General features: G+C 62.5%; 13 protein-coding genes. 5 read left to right on the plus strand and 8 right to left on the minus strand.

Annotated elements, in window-relative coordinates:
- The first annotated feature begins 66 nt into the window (after positions 1-66).
- The gene (locus ACYG9V_RS23065) at positions 67-924 is read left to right on the plus strand and encodes a helix-turn-helix domain-containing protein (protein ID WP_023681768.1); all 858 of its coding nucleotides are present in this window, start codon (positions 67-69) and stop codon (positions 922-924) included.
- Between the two features lie 114 nt (positions 925-1,038).
- The gene (gene bmt / locus ACYG9V_RS23070) at positions 1,039-2,061 is read left to right on the plus strand and encodes a betaine--homocysteine S-methyltransferase (RefSeq protein ID WP_023696457.1); all 1,023 of its coding nucleotides are present in this window, start codon (positions 1,039-1,041) and stop codon (positions 2,059-2,061) included.
- Between the two features lie 8 nt (positions 2,062-2,069).
- On the opposite strand, the gene ACYG9V_RS23075 is transcribed toward bmt, so the two are convergent.
- The 7 genes from ACYG9V_RS23075 to ACYG9V_RS23105 all read right to left on the minus strand — a co-directional run bounded on the left by ACYG9V_RS23075 (position 2,070) and on the right by ACYG9V_RS23105 (position 9,923).
- Positions 2,070-2,336, minus strand: coding sequence for a hypothetical protein (locus ACYG9V_RS23075; protein WP_023753429.1), 267 nt, complete (start codon positions 2,334-2,336; stop codon positions 2,070-2,072).
- 241 nt (positions 2,337-2,577) lie between these two features.
- The gene (locus ACYG9V_RS23080) at positions 2,578-4,680 is read right to left on the minus strand and encodes a vWA domain-containing protein (RefSeq protein ID WP_023696455.1); all 2,103 of its coding nucleotides are present in this window, start codon (positions 4,678-4,680) and stop codon (positions 2,578-2,580) included.
- 2 nt (positions 4,681-4,682) lie between these two features.
- On the minus strand, positions 4,683-5,243 hold the full coding sequence (locus tag ACYG9V_RS23085) for an RNA polymerase sigma factor (RefSeq protein ID WP_352763515.1): 561 nt from the start codon (positions 5,241-5,243) through the stop codon (positions 4,683-4,685).
- Positions 5,244-5,458: 215 nt separating this feature from the next.
- Positions 5,459-6,637 carry a BaiN/RdsA family NAD(P)/FAD-dependent oxidoreductase gene (locus ACYG9V_RS23090; protein WP_023670406.1) on the minus strand — a complete coding sequence of 393 codons (1,179 nt, stop codon included), beginning with the start codon at positions 6,635-6,637 and terminating at the stop codon, positions 5,459-5,461.
- A 95-nt stretch (positions 6,638-6,732) separates the two neighbouring features.
- A complete protein-coding gene (locus tag ACYG9V_RS23095) occupies positions 6,733-7,470 on the minus strand; it encodes a dienelactone hydrolase family protein (RefSeq protein ID WP_023670405.1) in 738 nt (245 codons plus the stop codon).
- A gap of 102 nt (positions 7,471-7,572) precedes the next feature.
- Positions 7,573-8,259, minus strand: a complete 687-nt coding sequence (locus tag ACYG9V_RS23100; RefSeq protein ID WP_023744712.1) for a hypothetical protein — start codon at positions 8,257-8,259, stop codon at positions 7,573-7,575.
- Positions 8,260-8,348: 89 nt separating this feature from the next.
- Complete coding sequence (locus tag ACYG9V_RS23105) at positions 8,349-9,923, minus strand: trimethylamine methyltransferase family protein (protein WP_023670403.1); 1,575 nt, start codon at positions 9,921-9,923, stop codon at positions 8,349-8,351.
- A 261-nt stretch (positions 9,924-10,184) separates the two neighbouring features.
- Here ACYG9V_RS23105 and ACYG9V_RS23110 point away from each other — a divergent pair, with 261 nt between their 5' ends.
- Complete coding sequence (locus ACYG9V_RS23110) at positions 10,185-10,883, plus strand: corrinoid protein (RefSeq protein ID WP_023670402.1); 699 nt, start codon at positions 10,185-10,187, stop codon at positions 10,881-10,883.
- Between the two features lie 89 nt (positions 10,884-10,972).
- On the opposite strand, the gene ACYG9V_RS23115 is transcribed toward ACYG9V_RS23110, so the two are convergent.
- Positions 10,973-11,113 carry an entericidin A/B family lipoprotein gene (locus ACYG9V_RS23115; protein ID WP_023670401.1) on the minus strand — a complete coding sequence of 47 codons (141 nt, stop codon included), beginning with the start codon at positions 11,111-11,113 and terminating at the stop codon, positions 10,973-10,975.
- Positions 11,114-11,178: 65 nt separating this feature from the next.
- Between ACYG9V_RS23115 and ACYG9V_RS23120 the strand changes: the two genes are divergently transcribed.
- Together ACYG9V_RS23120 and ACYG9V_RS23125 are read left to right on the plus strand one after the other, a co-directional pair.
- The gene (locus ACYG9V_RS23120; RefSeq protein WP_023691015.1) at positions 11,179-11,808 is read left to right on the plus strand and encodes a DUF1638 domain-containing protein; all 630 of its coding nucleotides are present in this window, start codon (positions 11,179-11,181) and stop codon (positions 11,806-11,808) included.
- A 114-nt stretch (positions 11,809-11,922) separates the two neighbouring features.
- Complete coding sequence (locus ACYG9V_RS23125) at positions 11,923-12,498, plus strand: DUF4893 domain-containing protein (protein ID WP_023670399.1); 576 nt, start codon at positions 11,923-11,925, stop codon at positions 12,496-12,498.
- Positions 12,499-12,567 lie beyond the last annotated feature (69 nt).

Raw genomic sequence — 12,567 nt, forward strand, 5'->3', positions numbered from 1 at the left:
ACGCTGGAAGTGCTGATTCGACGGCTCGGGCGCAAATTTTTCCTAAGAGAGTGCGGAGAACGAACAGTGGACAAACGGGACCTTTCGGCAATCTTCCGGGAGCGCCTGAAGCTGCTCCTGACACGGTCCGATCTCAACCAGTCAGCTTTCGCGTCAGCAGTCGGCATCGACCGGTCGGCGCTGTCGCAACTGATGTCCGGCGCCTCGACGCGCCTGCCACGTGCCGAAACGCTGCTCAACATCGCCGCCGAATTCAAGATCTCGCTGGACTGGCTGCTCGGCCTCTCCCAGGATGAAGGCGTCACCGGCGAAATCCGCGAAAGCCTGGAGATCGAAGAGGCGCCCGACGGCTTCGACCGCACGCTGCTCGCCAAATGGTTCGCCGAGGCCGCAGGCACCAAGATCCGCTATGTGCCGGCCGGCATTCCCGATCTCCTGCGCACACGCCAGCTGGTCGACTACGAAGCCAACATCACCAACCGCAGCCGTCTGGCGCAGGCCAGCGAGACGCAGTACCGCATCGAGTACAACCGGCGCCCTGAGACCGACATGGAGGTCTGCATGCCGCGCCATACGCTTGAGATCTTTGCCCGCGGCCTGGGCGTCTGGGACCGCTTTCCCGAGGCTGACCGCCGGCAGCAGCTTGCCCATATGGCGACGCTGCTTGACGATCTCTACCCCACCTTCCGCCTGTTCCTCTATGACGGCCGCATGCGCTATTCCATCCCGCTGACCATCTTCGGCCCTTATCGCGCCGCCATCTATGTCGGCGACATGTATGTCGTGCTGAACGCCACCCAGCCGGTCCAAGCGCTGACCCAGCATTTCGACAATCTGATCCGGGCCGCCGACATCAACCCGCATGAGGCCGCCGCCTACGCGCGCAATCTGGCCGGCGCGTCATTTCCATCGGGTTCTGCCTGATCCCCAACGCCCCGGAAAGGTGCGCCGCGCGGCATTGCCGGTCGCAAACACATTGACTGGACATAAAGACTTCTTTATATCCTTATTCCATTCAAATATCTGAAAGTCGATCCGATGACCGCGAACAATCCCATCGATGCTCTGCTGGCCGAAAAGGGCGTGCTGCTCGCCGATGGCGCCACCGGCACCAATCTGTTCGCCATGGGTCTGGAGGCCGGCGAAGCGCCCGAGTTGCTGAACGAGACAGCGCCCGACACCATCACCAGCCTGCACCAGAATTTCGTCGACGCCGGCGCCGATATCATCCTCACCAACTCGTTCGGCGGCACCCGCCACCGGCTGAAGCTGCATCATGCGCAGGACCGCGTGCATGCGCTGAACAAGCGCGCCGCCGAGATTGCCCGCGCGGTCGCCGACAAGGCCGACAGGAAAGTCATCGTCGCCGGCTCGGTCGGTCCGACCGGCGAGTTGCTGGTGCCGCTCGGCGCCATGACCTATGACGAAGCAGTCGAGGCTTTTGCCGAGCAGATCGAGGGTCTCAAGGAAGGCGGCGCCGAAGTCGCCTGGATCGAGACCATGTCTGCGCCGGACGAAATCCGCGCCGCGGCGGAGGCCGCCATCCGCGTCGGCCTGCCCTACACCTATACCGGTTCGTTCGACACTGCCGGCCGCACCATGATGGGCCTGCTGCCCAGGGATATCCACGGCGTCGTCGACGGACTTTCAGAGACACCGCTCGGTGTCGGCGCCAATTGCGGTGTCGGCGCCTCCGACATCCTGGCCTCGCTGCTCGACATGACCGAGGCGAAGCCGGAAGCGACGGTGATCGTCAAGGGCAATTGCGGCATTCCCGAATTTCGTGGCACCGAGATCCATTATTCCGGCACGCCGGAGCTGATGGCCGACTATGTCCGGCTGGCGGTGGATGGCGGCGCGAAGATCATCGGTGGCTGCTGCGGCACGTCGTTCCAGCACCTTGCCGCCATGCGCAAGGCGCTCGACGCGCACACCAAATCCGAACGCCCGACCGTCGCGGCGATCCTCGAGCGCATCGGTCCGATGCGCAACAAGGTGGCGACGGAAAACACCGCCGAGACCAGCGAAGCCCGCCGCGAACGCCGCCGCACCCGGGCCTGATATCGAACTTATTCGCTGTTTTCAGCGTAACGCGATAGCGCCGTCTTGAAATCCAGGGCGGTGCTGTCGGCGCTTTCATTCATCGTCACCAGGTCACCCGACGACTGCGGATTGCCGATCTGCTCCAGCATGACGCGAAAGCGGTCATTGGTCAGCGCCGACTTTGCGGTATTCCGGGCTGCGTCGACGTCATCCATGATGCGCCTGGATTCTGGCGACAGCGTTCCCGACGCCTGCGTGTGTCTCACCGCCGGCGTCGTGTTTCCAATGTTCATGATCTGCAATTCCCGGCTCCCCAAGCCCAGTCCCGACCCCATGCAATAATAGCAGGGCATTGCGATGACGTTCCGGAAAAGCTGCGCAATTTAACGATCAGGCGGATCATCTGTGCGCTTCGGATCAATCGATCCGAAAAAAAGGCCGGCAGGGTTTCCCCCGCCGGCCTGCCTCACCCGCCCGTAGCCGGTTCCCCGTATCAGAACGACCCCCGTCTGAAAGGAACCGGCTGTATTGCCACTACCGGTTACCGCCGAGCGCCGAGGCAAGGCGCACAAGCGAAAGGAACTCGGACCTGTACCCAAACGGGTCGGCTCCTCGGGCGGCGGTGGCAATCTCCATGATCTTGTCGTAGCCGAACTTCGCGGTCGCATCCTCGTCGCGCAGCTTCTGGCCGAAGGCGGCGACAGCGACGGAGAAACGCTGGTCGGTGCTGGCCTGGTCGAAGGACGCGACCTCGTTGGCCGACGTCACCGGCGTGGTGATCAGCTTCGAGACGTCTTCGTTCGGCAGCTTGTAGCGGATTTTCACGAAGGCATATTCGTCGGCGTTGGCGACGCCGCCATTGTCGACCGCGGCCTGGCCGTAGCGCAGCGGATCCATCTGCTCGCCGCCACTGCCCTTCGGCGTGATCTCGTAGATGGCGGTCACCGAATGACCGGAGCCGATATCGCCGGCATCGACGCGGTCATTGTTGAAGTCCTCGCGGTTCAAGGCGCGGGTTTCATAGCCGATCAGCCGGTACTCCGAGACCTTGTCCGGATTGAACTCGACCTGGATCTTGACGTCCTTGGCGATGGTGAACAGCGTCGAGGAGGCATCCTCGACCAGAACCTTCTCAGCCTCGGCCAGCGTGTCGATATAGGCGGCGGTGCCGTTGCCGTTCTGGGCGATGGTCTGCATCATCTGGTCGTTCAGATTGCCGCGTCCAAAGCCGAACACCGACAGGAAGACGCCGGTCTTGCGCTCCTGCTCGATCAGTCGCTTCAGATCGTCGTCATCGGTCTGGCCGACATTGAAGTCGCCGTCCGTGGCCAGCATCACACGGTTGATGCCGTCCTTGACGAAGGACTGCTGGGCAAGCTTGTAGGCTTCCTTGATACCCGCCTCGCCGGCCGTCGAGCCGCCCGGCTGCAGATTGTCGATGGCGTTGAGGATCTTGTCCTTCTCGGTGACCTTGGTCGGCATCAGCACGGTGCCGGCGTCACCGGCATAGGTGACGATCGAGATGGTGTCGTCCGCCTTGAGCTTGCTGACCAGCAGCCGGAAAGCCGACTTGAGCAGCGGCAGCTTGTCCGGCTCATCCATCGAACCCGAGACGTCGATCAGGAACACCAGATTGGCCTTGGGCTGCTCGACCGGCTTGATGTCGAAGCCCTTGATGGCGACGTGCATCAGCTTGGTGTGCCCGTTCCACGGCGTCGGCATGACGCTGACGGTCGAGTTGAACGGCGTCGAAGCCGAGTCCGGACCCTTCCAGTCATAGGGGAAGTAATTGACCATCTCCTCGACGCGGACCGTATCGGCCTGCGGCAGGTAGCCCTGCTTCAGCGAGCCGCGGACGAAGGAATAGGAAGCCGTGTCGACGTCGATCGAGAAGGTCGAGACCGGATCCTGAAGGGCTGCATGCACCGGATTGGTCTTGAAATCCTCGACGCGGTCGCGGTTTGGCTCCTGCGGCGCAATCTGGTCGGCCGGCATCGTCGAAGGCTGTGCCAGGTACTTGGATTCGGTCGCGCCGGCCATGCGGTTGACCCGCGCGCCGCCGGCCGGAGCAGCGGTGCCGTCAAGCGAAAACTCGCGGCTCTCAACTGGCGCAGGCTCGGCCAACACGCCGCGTCCCAGCGCATCCTGCTGCGCCGGGGCGACAGCAACGGTCGATTCGGGCTTCGGCGGCGCGGGTGGCGTGGTGGTGTCGCGGCTTCGCACATCGGCGTCGGCCTTCTTGTCGCCTTCAGGCGCCTGCTTGTCTTTTACCGGCGCGTTGATCGCCGGCCCATTGGTTGCCGGCTTGTCGGCCAGCGTCTCAGTGATCTTCTCGTCGCTACCGAACGGCAACGGCTGTTCCCTCAGCATGTGGAAGGTGGCGTATCCGGCGATCGGCAGGGCGACGAGCCCGGCAATGGCTGGCGTGGCGATGAGTTTCTTTTGCATGATCTCGCTCCAGAGCTTTTGTGCTCGCTCTGTGAGACGAAGCCCGCCGACCGATCCTTGGGTGACGGCAGAAATATTTTCCTGATCATAGGCGCGCATGGCGGCTTCGAAGGCGCGTGCCTTCGCGCTTTCGCCTGGCGCCGGTACTGCTGCGTCGCGCAGCCTGTTGAGTTCGTTGTCGTCGACCATGGTCACACTTCCCCGGCTGAACGCATCAACGTCTTCAGCCGTTTCTTCGCTTCATGGATGTGCCAGGAAACCGTCGTCTCCGAGATTGCCATCGCCTCGGCGGCGGCCGCATGGCTCAACCCTTCGCCATAGACCAGAAGTACTGCGTCGCGCTGCTTGTCCGGCAATTGCCGCACCGCTACCCAGAGCGCCTCAGAGGGATCTTCGGGCTCGGCCGAGGCCTCTCCCGAAATCATGCTGTAGGCGCCGAAAGCCTCGGCCTTGACGTTTTCGCGCGTCGTCTTGCGCATCATGTCGCGCGCCGCGTTCAGCGTCATGGAATAGAGCCATGTCGTGAACGCGCCGCCGCCGCGGTAGTCGCGGATCGCCTTGCCGAGACGGACACAGACCTCCTGGGCGATGTCTTCGGCATCGGCCTTCTTTCCGCACCAGCGATAGGCGGCGCGATAGACGAAGTCGTAGTGCCGCTCCAGCAATTTGCCGAAGGCACCCCTGTCTCCGCCCTTCGCCCGCCCGATCAATTCGGCGTCGGAGGCTTCGCTTTCATCCAGCATCATCGCCATCATTTGCCTGTTGGACGAAGGCTAATGGCCAATCCTTGGGGTTATGGAAAGATTTTTTTCCCAGGCGACGGATACACGCGCAACAGGTGCGCTGAGATTCAGGTCAGGCCGAGCCGAAAACGATGGATTTCGAGAACCGGAGCGGAGCGTACTTTTGGTACGCGAGCACCGGAAGCACAGAAAGCCGTCGTTTGCAGGCCGGCCTCACCTGAATATCAGCACACCTGGCCCGAGGCCCAGCCGGACGACCAAGCCCACTGAAAATTATAGCCGCCCAGCCAGCCCGTGACATCGACGACTTCGCCGATGAAAAACAGCCCCGGCACGGATTTCGCCTGCATCGTCTTCTGATCGAGCCCGTTGGTATCGACACCGCCAAGCGTCACTTCCGCCGTGCGGTAACCCTCGGAGCCGGCCGGCTTGATGCGCCAGTCGTTGACGGCGGCTTCGACGGTTTTCATTTGCAGGTCTGTCAAATCAGCGAGATTGCCATCGATCCCACTGCGCTCGGCGACTGCTTGCGCAAGGCGCTTCGGCAAATGGTTTGCAAGCACCGTCTGCACCGCTTGCCTGCCGTTGACGCGCCGGGCGGCGCGAAGCAGTTCCGCCACATCCCTCCCCGGCAGCATGGCGATGCGGATCTCGTCGCCCTCGCGCCAATAGGACGATATTTGCAGGATGGAAGGCCCGCTCAAGCCGCGATGCGTAAACAGCATCGCTTCTGAAAACCGCGTCTTGCCGCAGGCGACTTCGGCATCGACGGCATTGCCGGCCAAAGGCGCCAGCCGCTCCAGCGTTCTTGCGTCGAAGGTAAGCGGCACCAGCGCCGGCCGTGTTTCCACCACCGCAAGGCCGAATTGCGCAGCAAGCTCGTAGCCGAAACCGGACGCGCCCATTTTGGGGATCGACTTGCCCCCGCAAGCCACGACCAGAGAATTGCAGGCGACGCTGCCAGTGGAGAGCGTCAGCACAAAACCGTCCGCGGCCTTGCTGACGTTCCTCACCTCGGTCGACAGCGCAAGTTCCACGCCCCCATCCTGCATTTCGGAGACCAGCATGTCGATGATCAGCCGCGCCGAGCCATCGCAAAACAGCTGTCCCAGCGTCTTCTCGTGATAGGCGACGCCGTGGCGTTCGACGAGCCCGATGAAATCGCGCTGCGTGTAGCGGCTGAGCGCCGAAATGCAGAAATGCGGATTGCCCGAGATGAAATTCTTCGGGCTCGCATGGATGTTGGTGAAGTTGCAGCGGCCGCCGCCGGAGATGCGGATCTTCTCGCCGGGCTTTGTCGCGTGATCGAGCACCAGGACCGAGCGGCCGCGCTTGCCCGCCTCGATGGCGCACATCATTCCGGCCGCACCGGCGCCGATCACCACGACATCATAGGACTGCATCAGGCTGTTCGTTCCCGCTCGACTGGCGCTGTTTTAACAGGCCGCGCCAATCGTGCAGTCTCTACCCGTTCGTTGCGACTTCAGGCAACGCCTCGTTAGATCAGCGTCTCGGCGAACAGCGTCGTCAGTCGCTTCCAGTGGCGCTCGGCGCCGGCCGCGTTGAAGACGCTGTGATCCGACACGCACCAGCCATGCGCCATGCCGGCATAGTTTTCGATGACGTGGTCGACTTCCGCCACGCGCAGCGCCTCGGCCAGTCGAGCCGACTGCTCCGGCGGAAAGCTGCGGTCCACCCCAGACGTTCCGACATAGACCCGCGCCTTGATCATTGCAGCCTTGCGGTGCGGACTGTCGGCGGCATCGCTGGCCAGATTGCCGCCATGGAAGCTTGCCGCCGCCACGATGCGATCGGGATAGGTTGCAGCCGCATTCAAGGCCCGCGCCCCGCCCATGCAGTATCCGACGACACCGACCGGTCCGGTGACACCTTCAGCGGTAAGCGTGTCGAGGAACGCCCTGCTGTCGCGGATGGTCATGTGCTGTGTCGTGCCGTGGACCAACGCCGTCAGCGCGACCTTGGTCTCCTCGACGACGAAAGCGGTCTTGGGCTCGAACGGCCCGTAGGGTGCTTTGCGATAGAAAAGATCCGGCACCAGCACCGCATAGCCCTCACCCGCCAGCCGCTCCGCCATTGCGTCGAGCGCCGGTCGCGGACCGAAGGCGTCCATGTAGAGAATGATACCGGCCTTGACCGGGGAAACAGTCGCCGAACGGAACAATCCCGCCTTCGCCACGCCGTCTCCGGTCTCTATCTCAATGTCCTGCTTCGCCATGGCGCGCCCCGTTGATTGTCGTGTGTACATATAAGCAGGCATTGTCAGGGCAAGCCGTTCCCTGACAATCCCGTTCAACACTTTGTGCGGGCTTCGACCCGGCTACAGGCCGGCAAACGCCGTCATGTGAAAGGCCTGAACCTCAGGCGGATAGCGATGGGCCGTGCCATACGGACAGGCGTTGCGGTCGAGGCAGCCGCCGCCGCGGCATGGTTCGCCCTTCGATCCCCGCACATGCGCCAGGCAAGCCTGATGAGCGAAACCATCCGCGGAATAGGCATCGACCGGACAGGATTTCAGGCAAGGTTTTGCGACACAGGCGTCGCAAAGGTGAATCGCTTCGCGACGTTCAGGAAGCGCGATCTCATCCTCGAACAGCAACGCGCCGCGATAGGCATGCCAGAGCCCGTACTGCGGATGCATCAGGATGCCCAGCGGCGACGGTCTCAGCCCCTCCGCTCGCATCGCCCATTGCTGGAACGGCAGATAAGGTCTGTCCGAAGGCGAAACGGCGCGCGCGCCGAATTTCTCCGCCACCGCACCGATCACTGCGCGCGACCATGTGTCGAGCGGATTAGCAATGGTTTGCGGTTGCCGGTCGCGCCAGCGCAGGAAATGCGGCCAGGGTGCCGCTCCCGCCTGCCCCACCAACAGCACGGATTTGGCGGGGGCAACTGAAGGGCCATGCGGCGGCGTTTCGCTTGTTGCGAAATTGAAGCCACCGCGCAGGATGAGGCCGTCGGCGGAAAGCGCGGCCGCTATCTCGTCAGCCCGGCGCCACGCAATCATCCCTTCTTGTCCGGGTCGGAGAAAGCGCTCCGCCAGACTTCCTTGTGGATGATGTTGGCGACTTTAGCCCCGCCTGACTCGGGCTCCTTTCAGGTGAAGGCGTCAGCCATCGACGCCTTCTTCGTCGCAATGTAGTCCTTCAGGCCGTCGTCGATGCCCGGATCGAGATAAGGCGCCTCGTAGGTCTCCAGCCAGCGGCGGGCGAGTTCGTTGGCGCGCTGCGGCGCTGTCTTCTCGCCCTCGGCCAGCCACTGCTCGTAGGAATTGTTGTCGGCGATGCTGGAGCGGTAGAAGGCGGTCTGGAAATTGGCTTGGGTGTGGTCGCAGCCGAGATAGTGGCTGCCCGGGCCGACCTGGCGAATGGCGTCCATCGCCTGGCCGTTTTCCGAGAGGTCGACGCCTTCGGAAAACTTTTGCGTCATGCCGAGCTGGTCGATGTCCATCATGAATTTTTCGTAGCAGGAGGCCAGTCCGCCCTCGAGCCAGCCGGCCGAATGCAGGACGAAATTGGTGCCGGCAAGAATGGTCGAGTTGAGCGTGTTGGCGCTCTCATAGGCGGCCTGCGCGTCCGGAACCTTGGAGGCGCAGAGCGAGCCGCCGGTGCGGAACGGCAGACCGAGCCGGCGGGCAAGCTGTGCGGCGCCGTAGGAAACCAGCGACGGCTCCGGCGTGCCGAAGGTCGGCGCACCAGACTGCATGGAGATCGACGAGGCGAAGGTGCCGAACAGCACCGGCGCGCCGGGACGGATCAGCTGCGTGAAAGAGGCGCCGGCCAGCACCTCTGCCAGAACCTGCGTCAGCGTGCCGGCAACGGTCACCGGGCTCATCGCGCCGGCTAGGATGAACGGCGTGACGATGCAAGCCTGGTTGTGGCGCGAATAGACTTTCAGCGCGCCCAGCATGGTTTCGTCGAACACCATCGGCGAATTGGCGTTGATCAGGCTGGTCAGCACGGTGTTGTTTTCGACGAAATCGTCGCCGAACACGATCTTGGCCATGGCGACAGTGTCTTCGGCCCGCTCTGGCGCCGTCACCGAACCCATGAACGGTTTGTCCGAATATTTGATGTGGCTGTAGATCATGTCGAGATGGCGTTTGTTGACCGGCACGTCGACCGGCTCGCAAACCGTGCCGCCCGAATGGTGAATTGACGGCGCCATATAGGCGAGCTTCACGAAATTCCGGAAATCCTCGATCGTCGCGTAGCGCCTGACACCGTCGAGATCGCGCACGAAGGGCGGACCATAGACCGGCGCGAAGACCGTGGCGTTGCCGCCGATCTGCACCGAACGTTCGGCGTTGCGCGCATGCTGGGTGTAGATGGGCGGGGCGGTCTTCAGCAGCGAGCGGCAGAGGCCCTTGGGAAAATGCACGCGCTCGCCCTTGACGTCGGCGCCCGCCTCTTTCCAAAGCTGCAGCGCCTCGGCGTCGTCGCGAAAGATGATGCCGATCTCTTCCAGCACCGTATCGGTGTTGTTTTCGATAATCGCCAGGCCTTCCTCGTTGAGGACCTCATAGATGTTGATCTTGCGCTTGATATAGGTGAGCTGGGTGCCCGGTCCGCCGCCCGAGCGCGCCGCCCGCCTTGCAGCCGCGCCGCCGCTGGCAGCACGTCCACGTCGCGCATTGGACGCTTCCTGGTCGACTGACGCGTTTTCACTCATGATCGTTTTTCCCTAAAAACCGTTTGCGGCCGCGTATGGCGGCTTCTCGCCCGGATCGTAGCCATGCACCCTATTCGAAACGGCCCGCCAGCGCCAACGCCTGTCGCAAAATCGACAAGAATTCCAATAGATTTGCGGTCGCTTTCCTTTTGCGGGAAGTCGCAAATCAGCTATGGATACCTGCCCCCGCCGGGTTAGGTATTGACGCGATTATTTTAAGCCGCCGTGGTCGCATCCCGTGCGGCAAGGAGCCCGAGAAAAATGGCCGACGACGAGATCATCCTCTCCGAGCTTTCCGACGACGAGTTGGTGCAGCAGATGCACGACGATCTCTATGACGGGCTGAAGGAAGAGATCGAGGAAGGCACCAACATCCTGCTCGAGCGCGGCTGGGTGCCCTACAAGGTGCTGACCGAAGCTCTGGTCGAAGGCATGCGCATCGTCGGCGAGGACTTTCGCGACGGCATCCTGTTCGTTCCCGAGGTGCTGCTGTCGGCCAACGCCATGAAGGCCGGCATGTTCATCCTGCGCCCGCTGCTGGCCGCCACCGGCGCGCCGAAGCAGGGCAAGATGGTGATCGGCACCGTCAAGGGCGACATCCACGACATCGGCAAGAACCTCGTCGGCATGATGATGGAAGGCGCCGGCTTCGACGTCATCGATCTCGGCATCAACAATGCGGTGGAAAAATACCTCGACGCCATCGAGCAGCACCAGCCCGACATTATCGGCATGTCGGCGCTTTTGACCACGACCATGCCCTACATGAAGGTCGTCATCGACACGATGAAGGAAAAGGGCATCCGCGACGACTATGTCGTCCTGGTCGGCGGCGCGCCGCTCAACGAGGAATTCGGCAAGGCCGTCGGCGCCGATGCCTATTGCCGCGACGCGGCTGTGGCGGTCGAGACCGCGAAGGACTTCATGAAGCGCAAGCATAATATGCGCGCTTCAGCCTGATCTCTTCCGTAAGGCGTCTGGCCCACAATCGAAAGCCGCGCCTTGCAGCGCGGCTTTTTTGTTCCCAGCTATTGGAACGGATGGCTGCGTCAGGGTTTGGTGACGGTGTCGTCGACGGCTTTGGCAGTCGATTTGATATCCCGGCCGACACCACGGACGGTGTTGGCACAGGCCGTAAGCGCCAGGACGCAGGCAAGGATTGCAATCGGCGCAACGCGTAACAGTTTCATGGACGGTTTATCCCTCTCTCGATAGATTCGCCCCACAGCAACGAAGGCCGCTTCGACCGGGTTCCATGGCCAGAATGCAAAAAACGAAACCGAACCAAGACGACAGGCTGCTGGTCATCGCCTGTGGAATGATTGCGCGCGAAGTTTTGGCCGTCAAGGAGCAGCTCAAGCTCGACCATCTCGACCTGACCTGCCTGCCGGCGGAGTTCCATTTCTACCCCGACCGCATCGCACCGGCGATGGACAAGGCGATCGAAAAGGCCAAGGCGGAAGGCTATAGCAACATCTTCGTCGGCTATGCCGATTGCGGTACCGGCGGCATGCTCGACCGGGTCCTGGAGAAGCACGGCGTCGAGCGCATGGCCGGGCCGCACTGCTTTGCCTTCTACCAGGGCATGGACGCCTATGCGAAGGTCGCCGACGACGACATGATGTCGTTCTACATGACCGATTTCCTGTGCCGCCAGTTCGACGCCTTCTTCATGAAGCCGCTCGGCCTCGACAAGCACCCGGAGCTGATCAAGGACTATTTCGGCAACTACCAGAAGCTGATCTACATCGCCCAGACCGACGATCCGGAACTCGACAAAGTCGCCGAGAAGGCCGCGAAGATGCTTGGCCTCGCCTATGAGCGCCGCTCGACGGGCTATGGCGACCTGACGGCCGGACTGGCGCAGGCCGCCGCCCACGCCTGAAGCGGTTCTTGAGCCGGGACGCTGTCGAGAACAGATGACAGGCCGCCGCGAATGGTTAAGTTGTGAGCCAAAAGCAAACAGGCTGATTCAGCCATCCGAACACGGAACGTCCCGATGACCCCTCGCGTCCTGCTCGCCGCCCTTGGCCTCCTCTGCCTCGTCTTGCCCGCTCGCGCCGACGGCGAGGTGCAGAAGATCATCACGCCTGCCGACAAGGTTCGCCTCGACAAATATGGCGAGACCCGCAAGGCGGCGCTGGCCGAGGCAAAAGCGGGAGACCCGGCTGAGGTCAGCCAACTCGACGCGCTGCTGGCAAAGCCGATAGTGGCCTTTTCCGACAAGGACCTGAGCGGCAACTGGCAATGCCGAACCATCAAGGTGGGCCTGACCGGCCCGCTGGTCATCTATGGCTGGTTCAAGTGCAAGGTCACGGACGATGGCTCCGGCTGGCAGCTGGAAAAGGTCAGCGGCTCGCAACGCACCAAGGGCCGTTTCTTCGACGATAGCGAAAAACGCGCGATCTATCTCGGCTCCGGCTATGTCAATGACAACAAGCCAAAACCCTATGGCAGCGGCCCGGAAAGCGACCAGGTCGGCTATGCCTTCCGCACCAGCGCCAATGAATGGCGCATCGAATTCCCGGCGCCCTACTACGAATCGAAACTTGACATCATCGAGTTCAAGCGCTGATCCGTTGGTCTCTCGCTGGCCGGGCGGTCATCAAGATTTAACCTCGCCCGGCACAGAATTGAGCCGGGC

This window comes from Mesorhizobium sp. W016, assembly GCF_054719485.1.

What these genes read in the sequence shown, in the direction of transcription:
- ACYG9V_RS23080 (WP_023696455.1), bottom strand. Translation starts at nt 4,680, where the DNA reads ATGGTCGACGACAACGAACTCAACAGGCTGCGCGACGCAGCAGTACCG.
- ACYG9V_RS23105 (WP_023670403.1), bottom strand. Translation starts at nt 9,923, where the DNA reads ATGAGTGAAAACGCGTCAGTCGACCAGGAAGCGTCCAATGCGCGACGT.
- bmt (WP_023696457.1), top strand. Translation starts at nt 1,039, where the DNA reads ATGACCGCGAACAATCCCATCGATGCTCTGCTGGCCGAAAAGGGCGTG.
- ACYG9V_RS23085 (WP_352763515.1), bottom strand. Translation starts at nt 5,243, where the DNA reads ATGGCGATGATGCTGGATGAAAGCGAAGCCTCCGACGCCGAATTGATC.
- ACYG9V_RS23115 (WP_023670401.1), bottom strand. Translation starts at nt 11,113, where the DNA reads ATGAAACTGTTACGCGTTGCGCCGATTGCAATCCTTGCCTGCGTCCTG.
- ACYG9V_RS23095 (WP_023670405.1), bottom strand. Translation starts at nt 7,470, where the DNA reads ATGGCGAAGCAGGACATTGAGATAGAGACCGGAGACGGCGTGGCGAAG.
- ACYG9V_RS23110 (WP_023670402.1), top strand. Translation starts at nt 10,185, where the DNA reads ATGGCCGACGACGAGATCATCCTCTCCGAGCTTTCCGACGACGAGTTG.
- ACYG9V_RS23090 (WP_023670406.1), bottom strand. Translation starts at nt 6,637, where the DNA reads ATGCAGTCCTATGATGTCGTGGTGATCGGCGCCGGTGCGGCCGGAATG.
- ACYG9V_RS23075 (WP_023753429.1), bottom strand. Translation starts at nt 2,336, where the DNA reads ATGAACATTGGAAACACGACGCCGGCGGTGAGACACACGCAGGCGTCG.
- ACYG9V_RS23100 (WP_023744712.1), bottom strand. Translation starts at nt 8,259, where the DNA reads ATGATTGCGTGGCGCCGGGCTGACGAGATAGCGGCCGCGCTTTCCGCC.
- ACYG9V_RS23120 (WP_023691015.1), top strand. Translation starts at nt 11,179, where the DNA reads ATGGCCAGAATGCAAAAAACGAAACCGAACCAAGACGACAGGCTGCTG.
- ACYG9V_RS23125 (WP_023670399.1), top strand. Translation starts at nt 11,923, where the DNA reads ATGACCCCTCGCGTCCTGCTCGCCGCCCTTGGCCTCCTCTGCCTCGTC.